At 67.0% G+C, this 17,595-nt stretch carries 17 protein-coding genes; 11 read left to right on the top strand and 6 right to left on the bottom strand.

From position 1 onward, the window contains the following. Window positions 1–123 precede the first annotated feature (123 nt). On the top strand, window positions 124–1,713 hold the full coding sequence (locus ACP696_RS02430) for a 2-isopropylmalate synthase (protein ID WP_426012594.1): 1,590 nt from the start codon (window positions 124–126) through the stop codon (window positions 1,711–1,713). A gap of 60 nt (window positions 1,714–1,773) precedes the next feature. Here the strand turns inward: ACP696_RS02430 and ACP696_RS02425 are convergent, their stop codons facing one another. Next, window positions 1,774–2,247, bottom strand: coding sequence for a hypothetical protein (locus ACP696_RS02425; protein WP_426012542.1), 474 nt, complete (start codon window positions 2,245–2,247; stop codon window positions 1,774–1,776). 126 nt (window positions 2,248–2,373) lie between these two features. Here ACP696_RS02425 and ACP696_RS02420 point away from each other — a divergent pair, with 126 nt between their 5' ends. From ACP696_RS02420 to rodA, 7 genes are all read left to right on the top strand, one after another. Then, window positions 2,374–2,955 (top strand): O-methyltransferase, encoded by a 582-nt coding sequence (locus ACP696_RS02420; protein ID WP_426012540.1) that lies wholly within the window; start codon window positions 2,374–2,376, stop codon window positions 2,953–2,955. Beyond that, window positions 2,952–3,830: an EamA/RhaT family transporter gene (locus ACP696_RS02415; protein ID WP_426012538.1), complete on the top strand. Its 879-nt coding sequence runs from the start codon at window positions 2,952–2,954 to the stop codon at window positions 3,828–3,830. Before ACP696_RS02420 ends, ACP696_RS02415 begins: the two co-directional genes overlap by 4 nt. Window positions 3,831–4,209: 379 nt before the next feature. Beyond that, window positions 4,210–5,253, top strand: a complete 1,044-nt coding sequence (locus ACP696_RS02410) for a rod shape-determining protein (protein ID WP_004623009.1) — start codon at window positions 4,210–4,212, stop codon at window positions 5,251–5,253. A 48-nt stretch (window positions 5,254–5,301) separates the two neighbouring features. Then, complete coding sequence (gene mreC, locus ACP696_RS02405) at window positions 5,302–6,444, top strand: rod shape-determining protein MreC (protein WP_426043428.1); 1,143 nt, start codon at window positions 5,302–5,304, stop codon at window positions 6,442–6,444. Beyond that, window positions 6,441–6,956 carry a hypothetical protein gene (locus tag ACP696_RS02400; RefSeq protein ID WP_426012534.1) on the top strand — a complete coding sequence of 172 codons (516 nt, stop codon included), beginning with the start codon at window positions 6,441–6,443 and terminating at the stop codon, window positions 6,954–6,956. Before mreC ends, ACP696_RS02400 begins: the two co-directional genes overlap by 4 nt. Window positions 6,957–6,960: 4 nt before the next feature. Further along, entirely contained in the window at window positions 6,961–8,985 is a 2,025-nt protein-coding gene (gene mrdA, locus ACP696_RS02395; protein ID WP_426012532.1) for a penicillin-binding protein 2, read from the top strand. Beyond that, window positions 8,982–10,139, top strand: coding sequence for a rod shape-determining protein RodA (gene rodA / locus ACP696_RS02390; RefSeq protein WP_426012530.1), 1,158 nt, complete (start codon window positions 8,982–8,984; stop codon window positions 10,137–10,139). The genes mrdA and rodA overlap by 4 nt, the downstream gene beginning before the upstream one ends. Before the next feature lie 155 nt (window positions 10,140–10,294). Here the strand turns inward: rodA and ACP696_RS02385 are convergent, their stop codons facing one another. Next, window positions 10,295–11,551 (bottom strand): DNA polymerase IV, encoded by a 1,257-nt coding sequence (locus tag ACP696_RS02385; protein ID WP_426012528.1) that lies wholly within the window; start codon window positions 11,549–11,551, stop codon window positions 10,295–10,297. Further along, entirely contained in the window at window positions 11,548–12,195 is a 648-nt protein-coding gene (locus tag ACP696_RS02380) for a hypothetical protein (RefSeq protein WP_426012527.1), read from the bottom strand. Before ACP696_RS02380 ends, ACP696_RS02385 begins: the two co-directional genes overlap by 4 nt. 122 nt (window positions 12,196–12,317) lie before the next feature. Here ACP696_RS02380 and ACP696_RS02375 point away from each other — a divergent pair, with 122 nt between their 5' ends. Beyond that, window positions 12,318–12,686: a response regulator gene (locus ACP696_RS02375; RefSeq protein ID WP_426012525.1), complete on the top strand. Its 369-nt coding sequence runs from the start codon at window positions 12,318–12,320 to the stop codon at window positions 12,684–12,686. A gap of 4 nt (window positions 12,687–12,690) precedes the next feature. Beyond that, window positions 12,691–14,058 (top strand): PleD family two-component system response regulator, encoded by a 1,368-nt coding sequence (locus tag ACP696_RS02370; RefSeq protein WP_426012524.1) that lies wholly within the window; start codon window positions 12,691–12,693, stop codon window positions 14,056–14,058. A 40-nt stretch (window positions 14,059–14,098) separates the two neighbouring features. Here the strand turns inward: ACP696_RS02370 and ACP696_RS02365 are convergent, their stop codons facing one another. From ACP696_RS02365 to ACP696_RS02355, 3 genes are all read right to left on the bottom strand, one after another. Further along, entirely contained in the window at window positions 14,099–14,872 is a 774-nt protein-coding gene (locus ACP696_RS02365; protein WP_426012522.1) for a glutaminyl-peptide cyclotransferase, read from the bottom strand. A gap of 117 nt (window positions 14,873–14,989) precedes the next feature. Next, a complete protein-coding gene (rpmG, locus tag ACP696_RS02360) occupies window positions 14,990–15,157 on the bottom strand; it encodes a 50S ribosomal protein L33 (protein WP_007673017.1) in 168 nt (55 codons plus the stop codon). Window positions 15,158–15,400: 243 nt separating this feature from the next. Continuing rightward, entirely contained in the window at window positions 15,401–16,129 is a 729-nt protein-coding gene (locus ACP696_RS02355) for an NUDIX hydrolase (protein ID WP_426012521.1), read from the bottom strand. A gap of 166 nt (window positions 16,130–16,295) precedes the next feature. Here ACP696_RS02355 and ACP696_RS02350 point away from each other — a divergent pair, with 166 nt between their 5' ends. Further along, complete coding sequence (locus tag ACP696_RS02350; protein WP_426012591.1) at window positions 16,296–17,591, top strand: amidohydrolase; 1,296 nt, start codon at window positions 16,296–16,298, stop codon at window positions 17,589–17,591. Window positions 17,592–17,595 lie beyond the last annotated feature (4 nt).

The raw sequence follows: 17,595 nt of genomic DNA, 5'->3' as shown, positions 1-17,595 counted from the left end.
GCTTCGCCTTCGGCTTATCACCCCCTGGGCGCTCTAGGGGCCGCGCATCGTCGTGGCCGGGCGCGCAGGGGATAACCGACCCGCCGCCGCCCCGCACGCAGACACCTTCCGACGAGTAGATCCATGACATCCCCGATTTCTCCTGGCGTAGCCGCCGGCGCTTTTGACAAGCGCGACAACGTCGTCATCTTCGACACCACCATGCGCGACGGCGAGCAATCGCCCGGCGCCTCGATGTCGCATGACGAAAAGCTTGAACTGGCCAAGATCCTCGAGGAGATGGGGGTCGACGTCATTGAGGCCGGCTTCCCGATCGCCTCGAACGGTGACTTCGAGGCGGTCCGTGAGGTCGCCAAGATCGTCAAGAACAGCACCATCGCCGGCCTGTGCCGCGCCCACCAGGTCGATATTGATAGATGTGCGGAGGCCCTGAAGGGCACCCAGCGTGGCCGCATTCATGTGGTCATCGCCACCAGCGACCTGCACATGAAGCACAAGCTGCAGATGGAGCCCGAGGCGGTGATCGACGTGATCGCCCGGTCGGTCACTCACGCGCGTAATCTGCGCGACGATGTCGAGTGGTCGGCCGAGGACGCCACCCGCAGCGACCGCCAGTTCCTGCGCCGCGCCATCGAGACGGCCATCAAGGCGGGGGCGACGACAATCAACCTGCCCGACACGGTGGGCTACACCTATCCGTCGGAATATGCCGACCTGTTCAGTTGGATGACCCAGAACGTCGAGGGCGCCGACCGAGTGATCTTCTCGACCCACTGCCACAACGACCTGGGTCTGGGCGTCGCCAACAGCCTCGCGGGCGTGCAGGGCGGGGCGCGCCAGATCGAGTGCGCGATCAACGGCCTGGGCGAGCGGGCCGGCAACGCGGCGCTAGAAGAGATCGTCATGGCCCTGAAGGTGCGCGCCGACAAGCTGCCCTACGAGACCAAGATCGACACCACCCATATCACCCGCGCTAGCCGCTACGTTTCGGCCATCACCGGTTTCCCGGTGCAGTACAACAAGGCTATCGTCGGCAAGAACGCCTTCGCGCATGAGAGCGGCATCCATCAGGACGGGATGCTGAAGAACCGCGAGACCTATGAAATCATGACCCCGGAATCGGTTGGCCAAGCGCCGTCCAGCCTGGTCATGGGCAAGCATTCGGGCAGCCACGCCTTCCGCGCCAAGCTGAAGGACCTGGGTTACGAGTTGGGCCAGAACGCCCTGAAGGAGGCCTTCGGCCGCTTCAAGGATCTCGCCGACCGCAAGAAGCACGTCTATGACGACGACATCATCGCCCTGGTCGACGACGCCCTGGCGCGCGGCTCCGAACGGATCCGCGTCCAGCGCCTGCGGGTAGTGGCCGGCACCGACGGACAGTCGGCCGAGCTGACCCTCGAAGTCGACGGCGAGGTCAAGACCTCGGAAGCCTCCGGCGACGGTCCGGTGGACGCGGTGTTCAACGCCATCCAGCAGATCGTGCCGCACGACGCCGCCCTGCGCCTGTTCCAGGTCCACGCGGTCACCGAGGGCACCGACGCCCAGGCCCAGGTCTCGGTCCGGCTCGAAGAGGACGGTCGCATCGCAACCGGCCAGGCCGCCGATACCGACACCCTGACCGCCTCGGCCAAGGCCTATGTCAACGCCCTGAACAACCTCATGGCGCGCAAGGAAAAGAGCCGGCCAGACACGGCGATCGCCAGCGGGTTCTAGTCAACAACGATTGTCATCCCGGATCGGCGCTTCGCTTGTCCGGGATGACGACCGTTTGAGCTAGGCCGCCGCCCGCTTCGAAAAGGGTCGTGTCGCCAGAACTTCCGCCGAAAGATAGGCCTGCGCCTCGACGTCCAGGCCCAGCGTCCGCAAGTCCTCGCACAGCGCCCGACGCGGCTCCTGTTCCAGGAACGCGCCGGCGTCGATGACCAGCACCCCGCCGGGGCGCAGCATGGTCATGGTCGAGGCTGCGGCGGCCCGGGCATCGGCGAGCGTGGAACAGCCGACCACCAGCAGCACGTCGCTCTGTTCGTCGGCGGCGCGACAGGTGGCGCGGCGAGCGGCCTCCACCCGGTCGTAGCCCTTGCGCCAAAGCACGCTCATCGCCTCGCCCGCCTCGGGTCCGGTCACCGCCACGAAACACAGCGGCGTGGCCTGGGCGAGGGTGAGCATGCGCCCTAGCGTGTGGTGGATGCCACCGGTCGGAACGCCCAGCAGGAACTGCGCGGCCTGACGAAATGGGTGGGACGACATGTCGAAACCTCTGGGCTGGTCGGATGCATCACCAGACGCGCCGACCGCCGCAAACTGCGCCAAGGGGACCTAAGGCCTCCATTCCGAAACCCGCCGTCCGCATAAGGGCGGCATAAGGATCAGCCGATGTTCGACGACAACGCCGCCGCCGCGCCGCCCGTCTGGCGACAGATCGACCGCCGTTCCCGCGCCCTGGGCTTCGACATGCCGTCGGAGCCCGACACCGGAGCCATGCTACGCTTCCTCGCGGCTTCAAAGCCGGGCGGCAGGCTTCTGGAGTTGGGAACCGGCACGGGCCTCGCGACCGCTTGGCTGCTGGCCGGGATGGGGCAGGGGGCGTCGCTGGTCTCCGTGGACAGTGATCCAGCGGTCCAGACCGTGGCCCGCGATGTGTTGGGCGGCGACCCACGCGTGACGTTTGCGATTGGCGACGGGCTGGACTATGTGCGCGCTCATCCCCCGGCCGCGTTCGATCTGATCTTCGCCGACGCGTGGCCGGGCAAGTACGAGGGGCTGGACGAGACGCTGGCGCTGCTAAGGCCCGGCGGGTTCTATGTGATCGACGACATGAGCCGCCAACCCAACTGGCCGCCAGGCCATCAACCTCGCGTTGACGCCCTGGCGGCGCGGCTGAAATCCCATCCCGACTTGGCGACCGTGGCCCTGGGCTGGGCGTCGGGCCTGGTCATCGCGGCGAGACGGCCATGATCTGGATTCCCATCACCATCGCCGCCGCTGGCTTCCAGGTGGCCCGCAATGCGGCCCAGCGCTCGCTCATGGGCGGGGCGGGGCCCTGGGGCGCGACGCTGGTGCGGTTCCTGTTCGGCCTGCCCTTCGCAACGCTATTCGCAGCCATTGCTTGGGCCGTGACGCCGGGCGCCAGCGCCCACGCCACGGTGTGGTTCTGGCTGGCTTGCGTGGCCGGGGCGGCCCTGCAGATCGGCGCCACCGCGGCGCTGCTGACCGCCATGCACCGCTCGTCCTTCGCCTTGGGCACGGCCTTGCAGCAGAGCGGCCTGCCGTTCGCTCTCGTCTGGGGCGCTCTGCTGTTCGGCGACAAGATCTCGGCCGTCACCTGGATCGGCGGGCTGATCGCCACCATCGGCCTCGCCGCCTTGACCTGGCCGCGCGGCGGACCGCCGATGCGACGCGGCGCGGTGCTGGCGGGACTGGCCTCCGGCGCGGCCTTCGCCTTGTGCGCCAACTGTTTCCGTCAGGCCGCTCTGGCCTTCGATCCGGCCCATCCGCCGGTCTCGGCCCTGGTGACGGTGATGATCGTCCAAGCCATCCAGACCGTCGCCCTGACGGCCTTCCTGGCGGTTCGCAATCCCGACGCTCTGGTCGCGGTGGTCAAGGCCTGGCGGCGGTCGCTGGGGGCGGGGTTTTGCGGCGCGGTCGCCTCGGGCCTGTGGTTCACCGCCATGGCGCTGAGCCCCGTGGGACCCGTACGAGCGGTCGGGGTGGTCGAAATGCCGATGGCCGCCTTGGCCGGACGCCGGCTGTTCGCCGAGCGGCTGAGCCCCGCTCAGATGGTCTTCGGACTGATCGCGGCGGTCGGCGTGGTCATGGCGGCGCTCGGCTAGAAAACGCCATGTTTCTGGGTTGAACCTCCCGGCGTCGCCGTTCTGCGAAATGAGGTGAGCCAAGCGTTTTAATAGACCTTGAAATCAACGCTTTCGCAGGGCAAACGGGCATCGTCGATACGCTTTACGGCAGTTGGACGACGGCGCGGCAGAGGCTCGCGCTCCCGTCGCGCGGCGAGCGGTCATCACTGGGACGAAAGCCCGCAAATGCGGGAATCATGTTGTCCTCGGGGGGAATTGAAGTAGGAGCCATCTTTTCCCTTCGCCTTCGTCGTCAATACGCCGCAAATGGCTCCGCTTCGCCTACCGATCTCGCCCGCCCCGTCCTACCTGTCCGTCGTACCGCTTCGCCCCCCTATCCCCTCAGTCAGGGCTTTCAATGTTTTCTTCCCTCTTCGGCGTCATTTCCAACGATATCGCCATCGACCTGGGCACCGCCAACACGCTCATCTACATGAAGGGCAAGGGCATCGTGCTGAACGAACCGTCCGTCGTGGCGTTGCGCAATGTCGGCGGCCGAAAGATCGTTCACGCCGTGGGTATCGAGGCCAAGCAAATGCTGGGCCGCACGCCGGGCCACATGGAAGCCATCCGCCCCATGCGTGACGGGGTCATCGCCGACTTCGAAGTCGCCGAGGAGATGATCAAATACTTCATCCGCAAGGTTCACAACCGCAAGGGCTTCGTGAACCCCAAGGTCATCGTCTGCGTGCCGTCGGGCGCCACAGCCGTCGAACGCCGGGCGATCAACGACAGCTGCCTCAATGCGTCCGCCCGTCGCGTGGGCCTGATCGACGAGCCGATGGCCGCCGCGATCGGCGCCGGCCTGCCCATTCACGAGCCGACTGGCTCGATGGTCGTCGACATCGGTGGCGGCACCACCGAGGTAGCCGTGCTGTCGCTGTCGGGCATCGTCTATTCGCGTTCGGTCCGCGTCGGCGGTGACAAGATGGACGAGGCGATCATCAGCTACATGCGCCGTCACCATAACCTGCTGATCGGCGAGACCACCGCCGAGCGCATCAAGAAGGAAATCGGCACCGCCCGCGCCCCGGCCGACGGCGAAGGCCTGTCGATCGACGTCAAGGGCCGCGACCTGATGCAGGGCGTGCCGCGCGAGGTGCGCATTAGCGAAAAGCAGGCCGCCGACGCCCTGGCCGAGCCGGTCGGGCAGATCGTCGAGGCCGTGAAGGTGGCTCTGGAAGCCACCCCGCCGGAACTGGCCAGCGACATCGCCGACAAGGGCATCATGCTGACCGGCGGCGGCGCGCTGCTGCGCGGCCTGGACGCCGAGATCCGCGACCACACCGGCTTGCCGGTCACCGTGGCCGACGATCCGTTGTCGTGCGTGGCCTTGGGCTGCGGCAAGGTGCTCGAACATCCCAAGTGGATGAAGGGCGTTCTTGAATCGACTCTCGCCTAGGCGTCAATTTAATCTGGACGCCGCGGGGGGCGTCGGGAGAACTCGTACGTGCCCTTTCGCGAAGGTCCGCTCGGTGACCTGAAAGTGCCGCTGACCTGGACCGCGGCCGTGGCGTTGATCGTCGCCGTCGTGATCGCGGTGGCGTTCCTGCTGGCCGACCGGCGGGAGAGCCTTCAGCAGCAGGCCTATGGCGTGACCCGCCAGACCATGGACACGGTATCCAAGCCGGTCAGCGGCGCCATCGCCGCTCCAGGGCGCTGGACCGGCCTGGGCGTCGATTTCGTCAGCAGCTACTTCTTCACGGCGTCCGAAAACCGCCGACTGAAGGCCGAGCTCAAGGACATGCGCGGCTATCGCGACCAGTATCTGGCCGAAGTCGACAAGAACGACCGCTATCGCTCGCTGCTGGGCCTGCGCACAGATCCGCCGATCCCGATGGTCGCCGCCCGCGTGGTCATCGACACCCGCGGCCCTTTCGCCAACACTCGCCTGGCCGACGCCGGCGCCGAGCGCGGCGTGGTTGTGGGCAATCCAGTCATGAACGAGCGCGGCCTGGTCGGCCGTGTGGTGGGCGTGGCCAATGGCGCCAGCCGGGTGCTGCTGCTGACCGACATCGCCTCGCGGACGCCGGTGATGATCGACCGCACCAACGCCCGCGCCATCCTGACCGGCGACGGCGGTCCCAATCCCAAGCTGGACTATCTGCGCGGCGCCGATCCGATCAAGGAGGGCGACCGTGTCGTCACCTCGGGCGATGGCGGCGTGGTGCCGCGCGGCTTGCCGGTAGGCGCGGCGGTCAAGGGCCTGGACGGCCGCTGGCGCGTGGTGCTGTTCGCCGACGACACCGCCATCGACTATGTCCGTATCCTGTTGTTCACGGACTTCTCGCAGCTGGCCGACCAGAAAGCGCTACTGACCCGCAGCCTGCCGCCGGTGACGACGGAAGACCCCAACGTCTCGATCCTCGGCCCAGCCATGGCGCCCAAGCCAGCGACGACCACGCCAGCGACGACCGCGCCAGCGACCTCGCCCAAGCCGGCTACCGCCGGCTCAGCCAAGCCGCCGGCGACAACCTCGGCCACACCCAAGCCCGCAACCGCGCCGCCGAAGCCTGCGGTTTCAAAGCCGGCCGCGCCCAAGCCGCCGGCCACGGTTCCCGCGGCGGCCCAGCCGCCAGGCGGCGCGCTATGAGCATGGGCGGCGCGCGGCCTCTGCATCCCGCGCGCTGGCTGGGCGTGCCGCTGCTGCTGTCGATCTTGGCGACCGTCGTCTTCGCCGCGCCGATCCGCCTCTATGGCCTGCAACTTCCGGAGCCCGTGTTCGCCATGGTCCCCGCCTTTGCCTGGGCCCTGATCCGCCCGTCGATCCTGGCGCCCTTCGCCCTGCTGGTTCTGGGCCTGTTCCTGGATGTGTTCTGGGGCGGGCCTTCGGGCCTGTGGGCGCTGTCGCTGCTGGTGGCCTACGCCACCGCCCTGGCCGGCCGCAACATGATGACCGGCCAGAGCCGGCCAATCATGTGGGCCTGGTTTTCCGGAGTCACTGCCGTGGCGATGATCGGCGGTTTCCTGTTCACCATGCTAGACAGTCTGGCCATGCCCAGTCTGCTGGCCGTGTTCTGGCAATTCCTGGTGACCGCCTTGCTGTTTCCGTTCGCCCACCGGCTGATCGACCGGTTCGAGGACGCGGACGTTCGGTTCCGGTGACGCCATGAGCGAACCGTCCATCTTCTTCTTCGAGGTCAATGAGCGGCAGGGGGTCTTCCACCGCCGGGCGTTTCTGATGGGCGGCCTGGCTGGCGGCGGGTTGCTTGCCTTGGGCGGACGGCTGGCGCAGCTGCAGTTGGTCGAGGCCCAGCGCTATCAGAAGCTCTCGGCCGGCAACCAGTTCAACTACCGCCTGGTGCCGCCGCCCCGCGGCCTAATCCTCGACCGCAACGGCGTGGCCCTGGCCTCGAACCGGCCCAATTTCCGGCTGCTGATCACCAAGGACTCCAAGGATTTCGACGTCGAGGCCTCCCTCGACGACCTGGCCACTCTGGTGCCGATCGACGGTACGCGCCGGTCGCGCCTGATCAAGGACATCGCCCGCGCGCCCAAGAAGGCTCCGGTGGCGGTGATGGAAGACATGACCTGGGAGGAGTTCTCCCGCGTCAACATCCGCGCCCCTGAGCTGCCGGGCGTCACCGCCGACATGGGCGAGGTGCGGGTCTATCCGTTCGGCGGGGCCTTCGCCCACGTGATCGGCTATGTGGCCAAGGTCTCGGATCGCGACCTGGAAAAGGCCAAGGACGAGCCCGACCAGGACCTGCTGCACCATCCGGGGTTCCGGATCGGCAAGGCGGGGATCGAAAAGGCCCTCGACCGCGACCTGCGCGGCCGTCCCGGCGCGACCAAGGCCGAGGTCGACGCCCAGGGCCGCGTCGTGCGCCTGGATCCCGAGGGCGACATCCTGCCGACCGCCGGCAAGGAAGTGCGGCTAACGCTGGACGCCGACATCCAGAACCGCGCGCTGGAAGTGATGGGTGAGGAAAGCGGCGCGATCGTCGTGATCGATATCCGCAACGGCGACCTGCTGGCCATGGTCTCGGCCCCCAGCTTCGACGCCAACCGCTTCGTCAAGGGCCTGTCGGGTCCCGAATATCGCGCCTTGGCCGAATATGAGCGCAAGCCGCTGCTGGACAAGGTGCTGAACGGCACCTTCCCGCCCGGCTCGACCTTCAAGCCGACCGTTGGTCTGGCCGCTCTGACTGCGGGCGTGGACCCCGAGGCGCGGGTCAATTGCGGCGGCAGCTGGTACTATGGCAACCGCACCTGGCGGTGCTGGGAGAAGCGCGGGCACGGCTCGCAGAACATGCACGAGGCCATCAAGAACTCCTGCGACATCTATTTCTACCAGACGGCGCTGAAGGTCGGCCCCGACGCCATCGCGACGACCGCCCGGGCCATGGGCTTTGGCCAGACCTTCGATATCGGCATTCCCGGCCAGAAGAAGGGGCTGGTGCCTGATCGTGCCTGGAAGAAGCGGGCAAACGTCAAAAATCCCCCGAACCAGACCTGGTTTCCGGGCGAGACTCCCAGCTATGGGATCGGGCAGGGGGCTCTGAACGTCAATGCCCTGCAGCTGGCGGTGATGACCGCGCGTCTGGCTAACGGTCGCAAGGCGCTGAACCCGCGGCTTATCAAGTCAGTCGGCGGCGTCGAGCAGCCCAGCGGCGCGGCCGTGCCCGACCTGCCGTTCACGATGGAGCACCTGGCCTATGTGCGCGGCGGCATGGAGGCGGTCGCCAATGACGTGCGCGGCACGGCCTATCGCCAGAGCCAGCTGGGTTTGGGCGACGTCAAGATGGCCGGCAAGACCGGCACCGCCCAGGTCCGCAGCTATGACAAGGTCGCCAACCGCAAGAGCGACAGCGTCGCCTGGAAGCTCAAGGACCACAACCTGTTCGTGGCCTTCGCGCCCTATGATGACCCGCGCTACGCCGTCGCCGTGATCATCGAGCATGGCGGCATGGGCGGCGCCACCGCCGGCGCCCCGCGGGCCCGCGAGGTGATGCGCGTGGCGCTGCTGAAGGATCCCGAAATCCGCGCCCGCATCGAACGCCCCGCGCCGCTGCCTGACGCGCCGGTCGAGGCCGCCGACGGCGCGGTCGAAGGCGCGGCGCCCGAAGATCCCACCGAGGGCGCGCCTCCGCCGCCTCCCGTTCCCGCCCCCGTTCCTGGAACACCCCGATGACCCTCAGCGGCGGCCTCAGCCGGCCCGGCGAACGCGACCGGCCGATCATCAAGTTCATGGAGATCGACTGGACCCTGTGCTTGGTCCTTTGCCTGATCGCAGGCACCGGCGCGCTGATGTTGTTCTCGATCGCAGGCGGCTCGTGGGAGCCTTGGGCCGACAAGCACCTGCTGCGCTTCGGGATCTATTTCGTGTTCATGATCGGCCTGGCCATGCTGGACCTGCGGGTCTGGTTCAGCCTGGCCTATCCCATCTATACTGCGGGCCTGATCCTGCTGGTGCTGGTCGAACTGATCGGCGACGTCTCGTTGGGAGCCCAGCGTTGGCTGCAGCTAGGCCCCCTGAGGTTTCAGCCGTCCGAGGTGATGAAGATCGGCGTCGTCCTGGCCCTGGCTCGCTATTATCACGGCCTTTCGGCCGACAGCGCCCGGCTGTCGTGGAAGCTGCTGGTGCCGGTGGTGTTGATCGGTCTGCCCACCTTGCTCGTCGCTCACCAACCCGACCTGGGGACCGCTGTGCTGATCGCCCTGCCGGGCCTGGCGGTGATGGTGCTGGCCGGCCTGTCGCTGCGCCTGATCATCGGCGGGATCGTGCTGGGGCTCGCGGCCCTGCCGCCGTTCATCTTCTTCGTGCTGCACGACTATCAGCGCAACCGCATCCTGACCTTCCTGCACCCGGAAAACGACCCGTCGGGCAACGGCTATCACATCATGCAGTCGAAGATCGCCCTGGGTTCCGGCGGGCTGATGGGCAAGGGCTTTGGCCTGGGCTCGCAGAGCCAGCTGAACTTCCTGCCCGAGAAACAGACCGACTTCATCTTCGCCACCCTGGCCGAGGAATTCGGCTTCATCGGCTGTTTCAGCGTGCTGTTCCTGTACGGCGTGGCGATCTTCATGGCCCTGCGCATCGCCTCGATCAGCCACAGCCACTTCGGCCGGCTGTCGGCGGCGGGCGTCACCGCGACCTTCGCGCTCTATGTGCTGATCAACGGCGCCATGGTGATGGGCATGGCCCCGGTGGTGGGCGTGCCGATGCCGATGCTGTCGTACGGCGGCACGGTCATGCTGACGGTGATGGTCGGGTTTGGGCTGGTCCAGGCCGTGCGGGTGCACCGCTATACCGAGGTGACCAGCGGCAAGGGTTCGTTGATGTAGGATCTAGGGGGGCGATCACTTGCCCCCTAAGGATCGCTTCGCGATCGTCTTCCCCCAGAGGGGGAAGAGCTCAGGCGCCGGCGCTGGCGCGAAGCTCCGCCCCCTCGCCGCGACAGACGGCGAAGCCGTCAGGTGGGGGCAAGTGGGTGAGCCACCTACTTTCCCTTCAAAGCCCGCCCGGTCATCACCGCCCCCGCCCCGTACTTCCCGCGCAGCCCGTCGATCACCGTCTCGCTTTTCAACGCCTTGCGCTCGTCTCCCGCGAAGAAGTCGTCGGCGGCCCCCTCGGCCGGCACGAAGTCCGTCAGCCCCGCGCCGATCAGGCGATAGTGCAAGCCACCCGGCTCGGCGGCCAACAGCTCACGCGCCACCTGAAACAACGTCCGGGCCGTCTGGATCGGCACCGGCAGAGTGCGGCGACGGGTGCGGATCTTGAAGTCCGGCGTGCGCAGCTTGAGGGTAATGACCCGGCCGGCCACCCCGCCGGCCCGGGCCTGGCGGGCGACCTTCTCGCATAGCGGCCACAGCTCGTCCTCGAGGTCGTCGCGCTTGTAGAGGTCGTCATTGAAGGTGGTCTCGGCGCTGATCGTCTTGCGTTCTTGCTCGGGATCGACCGACCGCACGTCGCGGCCATGGGCCAGGTGATGCAGCCGCAGGCCGCTGGAGCCCAGCACCTTGACCAGCCACTTCAGGTCGGCCGCCGCGATGTCGCCGACCGTGCGCAGGCCCTCCGAGGCAAGGCTGGTGACCGTGACGGGACCCACGCCGGGCAGGATCGACACCGGACGCGACGCCAGGAAGGCCTCGACTCCTACGGCGCCGATCACCGAAAAGCCGCGCGGCTTGTCGAGCTCCGAAGCGATCTTGGCCAGAAACTTGTTGGGCGCCAGGCCGATCGAGACGGTGATCCCCACCTCGGCCTCGATCTCCCGCTGAACCTTGGCCAGCATCACCGCCGGCGGGGCGCCGTGCAGGCGCTCGGTGCCTGACAGGTCGATCCAGGCCTCGTCCAGCGACAGGGGCTGAACCAGGGGCGTCAGGGCCTCCAGCTTGGCCATGATCCGCGCGCTCTCGTGCTTGTACTTGGCGAAGTTGGGCTTGATGACCACGGCGTCGGGGCACAGCTTCAACGCCTTGTACATCGGCATGGCCGAGCGCGGTCCGCTCATCCGGGCGATGTAGCAGGCGGTGGTCACCACGCCGCGCTTGCCGCCGCCGACGATCACCGGCTTGTCGCGCAGGCTGGGATCGTCGCGCTTCTCAACCGAGGCATAGAAGGCGTCGCAGTCCAGGTGGGCCATCGACAGCTGGCCCAGCTCCTCGTGAAAGATCACCCGCGGCGACTGGCAGGACGGACAGCGCGAGACCTTGGCCTCGCCCGTCGCCAGGCAGTCGCGGCACAGGGCTTTCACAAGAAAAGCTTTAGCTCGATGGCCGTCTTGAGGTCCGGCCAGAGATCGATGCGGGTGTGGCGCTCCGGATCGGCAGGGGCGAGGGGGCGCAGGCGTTCGTCGGCCACCATCTGAAAACGGGTGATGGCCGGCGCGCTGGTCGCAACCGAGTCGAGCTGCGGCAGCAGATCGTCGATGAATACCGACGGGCCGCTGGTGCGACTGGCCAGGTCGGCCGCCGACGGTCCCTTGGGGCCGCTGTTGATCACCAGCGGATAGTCGAACCCGTGGGTCTTCAGCCAGCGGGCTCGGGACTGACGGCCGTGCTCAGGGGCGTTGGTTAGAATCACCACGTCGGCCCTGCCCGACAGGTCGGCCAAGGCGTCGGCCGCGCCGATCGCCGGCAGCAGATCGCCAGATCCATCGCGGAAGAAATCATCGAACAGCATCCGCCCGGCGATCAGGTCCAGATGCTCGGTCTCGCCGGGCCGGTAGATGTTCTGGAACAGGGCGTAGCGGTCGAACCGCAGTTCGAAGCCGTGCCGGGCGATGAAGGTCCCGAAGCCGTGCATGAACCGGGCGAGCACCTCATCGACATCGACGATGACGAGCGGCGCATCCGCGCGAACCTTGCAGGTCTGGAGGTCGGTAGAACTGGGTTCCATGATCCAAGGTCGATGTTGGTGAACGCGATTAGCGCGGGCTTAAGGATATTCGTGGCATCTGGAACCCAGAAGCGACGCAAATCCCTCATGCGCCGCCACGGACCGGAATGGTCGGGGTCAGGATGACGAAGAAGGTCCTCATCGTGGAGGATAATGAGCTGAACATGAAGCTGTTTCATGATCTGCTCGAAGCCCAGGGTTACGAGATCTTGCAAACCCGCGAGGGCCTGCAGGCTCTGTCGATCGCCCGTGAGCACCGTCCCGACCTGATCCTGATGGATATCCAGCTGCCGGAGATCTCGGGTCTTGAAGTCACCAAGTGGCTCAAGGAGGACGACGATCTGTCACACATCCCCGTCGTCGCCGTTACGGCATTTGCCATGAAGGGCGACGAGGAGCGCATTCGCGAGGGCGGTTGCGAGGCCTATATCTCCAAGCCCATCTCGGTGTCGCACTTCCTCGACACGATCCGCCGGTTGCTGGAGAGGTAGGCCCGTGAGCGCGCGCATTCTCGTCGTCGACGATATCGACGCCAATGTGCGGCTGCTCGAGGCTAAGCTTTCGGCTGAATATTATCAGGTTTCGACCGCCAGCGACGGCACCACGGCCCTGGCCATGGCGGCGGCCGAGCTGCCCGACGTCATTCTGCTGGATGTGATGATGCCCGGCATGGACGGCTTCACTGTCTGTAAGCGGCTCAAGGAAGACCCGATCACCCGGCACATCCCCGTGGTGCTGGTCACGGCGCTGGATGGCCGCGCCGACCGTATCCAGGGCCTTGAGGCGGGCGCCTCGGACTTTCTGACCAAGCCCATCGACGACGTCATGCTTTTCGCTCGCGTGCGCAGCCTGACCCGCTTCAAGCTGGTGATCGACGAACTTCGCCAGCGCGAGGCTTCGGGCCGCCGCATGGGCGTGATCGCCGGCGCCGCCTCTCGCCTCGACGGCCTGGGCGGCCGGGTGCTGATCGTCGATGACAATGAACGCCAGGCCCAGCGCGTCGCCAACGAGCTGTCGATCGAGCACCGCCCGGTGATCGAGATCGATCCGGCCAAGGCTCAGATCAGCGCCGGCGGGCCGGTCGACCTCGTCATCATCAACGCCGCCGCCAAGAGCTTCGACGGCCTGCGCTTTGCCGCCGGCCTGCGGTCGGACGAGCGCACCCGCCACCTGCCGATCCTGGCCATGGTCGATCCCGATGAGCGGACGCGCCTGGTCAAGGCGCTGGAGATCGGCATCAACGACATCCTGCCGCGGCCAATCGACCCGCAGGAACTGTCGGCCCGGGTCAAGACCCAGATCCAGCGCAAGCGCTACACCGACTATCTGCGCCAGAACCTCGACCACAGCCTTGAACTGGCGGTCACCGACCAGCTGACCGGCCTGCACAACCGCCGCTACATGGCCGGTCAGCTCGATTCGCTGGTCAAGCGCGCGGCCCTGGGCGGCGACCCGGTCGCGGCCCTGCTGATCGACATCGACCATTTCAAGAAGATCAATGACGGCTTCGGCCACGACGTCGGCGACGAGGTGCTGCGCGAGTTCGCCCTGCGCCTGGCCTCCAATGTCCGCGCCATCGACCTGCCTTGCCGCTACGGCGGCGAGGAGTTCACGGTGATCATGCCTGACACCCAGCTGGAAGACGCCCTGCGCATCGCCGAGCGGATTCGCATGCACGTGGCCGGCTCGCCCTTCCGCGTAGCCCACGGGACAGAGTTACTGACGGTGACCATCTCGATCGGTGTTTCGGTCAGCTTTGGCCCCAACGACACGCCCGAGACCCTGCTCAAGCGCGCCGACGAGGCGGTGTACGAAGCGAAAGCCTCCGGACGCAACGCCGTGGTGGGCAAGGCGGCGGCTTAACAGTCGGGGACACGCCCGAGGGCATGTCCCCGACCTTGGATTAAGGCTTCGCCACCAGCCTGATCTCATACAGCCGCGGCCAGAATTTCCCTGTCACGATCAACCGGTCCGTCTCGGCGTCATAGGCGATGCCGTTGAGCACATCGACACCGGCCTGATCCGCGACCGGCAACAGCCCGGTCAGGTCGATCCAGCCCTTCACCTCGCCCGTCAGGGGGTCGATGCGGGCGATGCGGTCGGTCTGCCAGATATTGGCGTAAATCTCGCCCTTGACCCATTCCAGCTCGTTGAGCTGGTCCACCGGCTGACCCTCGTCGGTGACGGTGACGCCGCCGGTTTCCCTGAGTGTCTCGGGATCCAGGAACCGCAGGCGGGAGGTGCCGTCGCTCATGTAGATCTGGTGATCGTCGCGGGTCAGGGCCCAGCCCTCGCCGGGATAGCTGAATTCACCGCGCGTCTCAAAATCGTCGAGACCGTAGACGAAGCCGACCTGGTTCTTCCAGGTCAGCGAGATCAGCCGATCCTTCCAGTCGATGATGCCCTCACCGAAGAATTGGCTGGCGATCGACCGCTCCAGCTGAACCTGGCCGGTTTCGAGGTCGAGCTTGCGGATCGACGAGGCGCCTTCCAGGCCGGTGCTCTCATACAGAAAGCCATTGCGCAGGAAGAGGCCCTCTGTGAAGGCGTGGGGGTCGTGTGGATAGGTGCGCACGACCGCGTAGCCATAGACTGGAGTCGCGGCGCGCGCCTGCGGCGAACAGGCGCTCAGCAGGGTGGCGACAAGCCAGACGGCGAGAAGCGGGAGTTGGCGCATGGCCCAGCTAGGCCTTCCTCAGGCGGCGAAAACAAGACGGGTCGCGAAAGAGAGGGGCAAAGAAAAACGCCCGACCTTGCGGCCGGGCGTCTATCCTATCGAAAAGGGTGGCAAGACCTACTTGATCTTGCCTTCCTTGAATTCGACGTGCTTGCGGATGACCGGATCGTACTTCTTCAGCACCATCTTTTCGGTCTTGGTGCGGGCGTTCTTCTTGGTCACGTAGAAGAAGCCGGTGTCCGCCGTCGAGTTCAGGCGGATCTTGATGGAAGCCGGTTTGGCCATGGTCGAATCCCTGCGATGGTCGCGCAGGTCCCTACGCGGTCGAAATAAGAGGCGCGGAACATACTCACCGGCGGCGCAAAGTCAATTGCCGTGAGCGGGCAATTCCTCCCCCTGTGGGGCAGGTTTCGGCGAAGCCGACGGAGTGGGGCGTGATCGGACGATGGCCAGCTTACGGATCTTCGATCCCGAAACTCCCCCCGCCGGTCGCTGCGCGACCACCTCCCCCACGGGGGAGGGGCTTGATCACAGATAGGTCAGCTGCCGCGCCCCGCGCAGAAACCGCATGAACGGGGCCGGGCGGCCAGAATCCACTAGGCGCTGCTCCACTTCATGAACGACGAAACGGGTGATGTTGGGGAGATCCAGGGCCCGGGCCTCGTCGAAGTCGAACCAGCCGATCTCGTCCAACTCGCCGCAGTCGGGCTGGCGCTCCAGGCTCAGCAGGGCCGAGGCCGGGGCCATGAAGAACCGTGCGTCGAAACGCCGCGTGCGATAGGGCGGGGTGATGGCGCGGGCCACGAAGGCCAGGGAGGCTAGGTCAGGAAGGGCGCCCTGCGCCAGGAACGGCCGCCAGGCGCCGGCGCCTGGGCGCGCGGGCGCGGCCTTGGCCAGCAGCAGGCCCGTCTCCTCGAAGGTCTCGCGCACCGCCGCCAGGGCCAAGGCGCGGGCCAGGCGGGCCGGCGAGGGGTGGCGCGGCTCCAGGGTCAGACGGGCGGCGGCCTCCGGCGCCAGTTCGGTCGCCGAGGGCGCGGCGTAGTCGCCGCGATCGACCCGACCCCCGGGGAACACCCACTTGTCGGCCATGAAGGCCAGGCCGCGATTGCGCCGGCCCATCAGCAGCTGGGGCTTGGGGCCCTCATCGCGGACAATGATCAGGGTCGCGGCGTGGCGCGGCTTCAGCGGTCCGGCGTTCGCGTCGCGCACGTCGCCGTCGTTGCGGGTGTCGAATTTGGCCTCGATCGGCTCATCCATGATGGGGAGCTTAGTCTCGATGCCGCGCGGCGCCAGCCGTCCGTAGCGGCAAGGGTTCGGATTGGGGACATGCCCGTGGGCGTTTCCCTACCAACATCTCCCGCGCTTGACCCTCATCCCCCGTCCGCTCAATCTCGCGCCGCAATCGAGGAGTCGGGGGATGGCCATGTTCGCACGTGTTTCGGGACTGGCGCTGGTCGTCACCCTCTCGACGGGATCGGCCTTCGCCGCCCCCTCCACCGCCCAGGTCGCCGCCGCCGCCAAGGCCGTCCAGCCGAAGGTCGTGGCTTGGCGACGCGACATCCACGAACACCCCGAACTGGGTAACCAGGAGGTCCGCACCGCCGCCCTGGTGGCCAAGGAACTGAAGGCCCTGGGCTTCGAGGTCCGCGAGGGCGTCGGCCGCACCGGCGTGGTCGGCGTGCTGAAAGGCGGCAAGCCCGGCAAGGTGGTGGCCCTGCGCGCCGACATGGACGCCCTGCCGGTCCAGGAAAAGACCGGCCTGCCGTTCGCCTCCAAGGTCACGGCCCAGTGGGAAGGCAAGACCCTGCCTGTCATGCACGCCTGCGGCCACGACACCCATGTGGCCATGCTGCTTGGCGCGGCGACCGTGCTGGCCGGCATGAAGGCCGAGATCCCTGGGACCGTGGTGCTGATCTTCCAGCCCGCCGAGGAAGGTTCGCAAGCCGGCGAAGAGGGCGGCGCCCTGCTGATGATCCGCGACGGGGCGCTGGACCATCCCAAGGTGGACGCCATCTTCGGCCTGCACATCGGTCCCGCCGACGCCAACCTGCTGAACTACCGGGCCGGCGGGTTCTATGCCGGGTCCGAGCGGATGACCATCACCGTCAAGGGCAAGCAGACCCACGGCGCGCGGCCCTGGGCCGGCGTCGACATGGCCAGCGTCGCGGCCGACATCATCCAGGCCTTCAACCAGCTGTCGGCCCGCCAGATCGACGTCGCCGCCTCGCCCACCGTCCTGACGGTCGCCACCATCAACATGGGGGTGCGCAATAACATCATCCCCGAAGACCTGGTGATGACCGGCACCCTGCGGACCTTCAACCCGCAACGCCGCGCCGACGTCATCGACAAGGTCCAGAAGACCGTGGCCGCAATCGGCGAGCGCTATGGCGCCAAAGCCCAGGCCGTGTTCACCCAGCCCTATCCGGTCACCTATAACGACCCGGCCCTGTCGGCCTTCATCAAGGCCAGCCTGGAAAAGGCCTCGCCGGGCAAGGTCGACGACCAGGCGGCCCTGGTCACCGGGGCCGAAGACTTCTCCCGCTATGGCGAGAAGATCCCGGCGGTGTTCGTCCAACTGGGCGGTCGGCCGGCGTCTGTGCCGGCGGCGACGGCGCCGGCCAACCACTCGCCCTATTTCGATGTGGACGAAGCGGTGTTCGAGACGGGCGTGAAGGCCGAGGTGCTGATGGCGCTGGATTATCTGGGACGCAAATAATGGC

The sequence above is a fragment of the Caulobacter sp. DWR3-1-2 genome (assembly GCF_049896225.1).
In the GTDB taxonomy this organism is placed as follows: Bacteria; Pseudomonadota; Alphaproteobacteria; order Caulobacterales; family Caulobacteraceae; genus Caulobacter.
The sequence above is the reverse complement of the archived record's forward strand: the minus strand, read 5'-3'. Positions and strand labels throughout refer to the sequence as shown.

Excerpts from the sequence above, each read along its gene's own strand:
- ACP696_RS02430 (WP_426012594.1), top strand. The coding sequence starts at position 124 with ATGACATCCCCGATTTCTCCTGGCGTAGCCGCCGGCGCTTTTGACAAG.
- ACP696_RS02425 (WP_426012542.1), bottom strand. The coding sequence starts at position 2,247 with ATGTCGTCCCACCCATTTCGTCAGGCCGCGCAGTTCCTGCTGGGCGTT.
- ACP696_RS02420 (WP_426012540.1), top strand. The coding sequence starts at position 2,374 with ATGTTCGACGACAACGCCGCCGCCGCGCCGCCCGTCTGGCGACAGATC.
- ACP696_RS02415 (WP_426012538.1), top strand. The coding sequence starts at position 2,952 with ATGATCTGGATTCCCATCACCATCGCCGCCGCTGGCTTCCAGGTGGCC.
- ACP696_RS02410 (WP_004623009.1), top strand. The coding sequence starts at position 4,210 with ATGTTTTCTTCCCTCTTCGGCGTCATTTCCAACGATATCGCCATCGAC.
- ACP696_RS02400 (WP_426012534.1), top strand. The coding sequence starts at position 6,441 with ATGAGCATGGGCGGCGCGCGGCCTCTGCATCCCGCGCGCTGGCTGGGC.
- mrdA (WP_426012532.1), top strand. The coding sequence starts at position 6,961 with ATGAGCGAACCGTCCATCTTCTTCTTCGAGGTCAATGAGCGGCAGGGG.
- rodA (WP_426012530.1), top strand. The coding sequence starts at position 8,982 with ATGACCCTCAGCGGCGGCCTCAGCCGGCCCGGCGAACGCGACCGGCCG.
- ACP696_RS02380 (WP_426012527.1), bottom strand. The coding sequence starts at position 12,195 with ATGGAACCCAGTTCTACCGACCTCCAGACCTGCAAGGTTCGCGCGGAT.
- ACP696_RS02375 (WP_426012525.1), top strand. The coding sequence starts at position 12,318 with ATGACGAAGAAGGTCCTCATCGTGGAGGATAATGAGCTGAACATGAAG.
- ACP696_RS02365 (WP_426012522.1), bottom strand. The coding sequence starts at position 14,872 with ATGCGCCAACTCCCGCTTCTCGCCGTCTGGCTTGTCGCCACCCTGCTG.
- rpmG (WP_007673017.1), bottom strand. The coding sequence starts at position 15,157 with ATGGCCAAACCGGCTTCCATCAAGATCCGCCTGAACTCGACGGCGGAC.
- ACP696_RS02355 (WP_426012521.1), bottom strand. The coding sequence starts at position 16,129 with ATGGATGAGCCGATCGAGGCCAAATTCGACACCCGCAACGACGGCGAC.
- ACP696_RS02350 (WP_426012591.1), top strand. The coding sequence starts at position 16,296 with ATGTTCGCACGTGTTTCGGGACTGGCGCTGGTCGTCACCCTCTCGACG.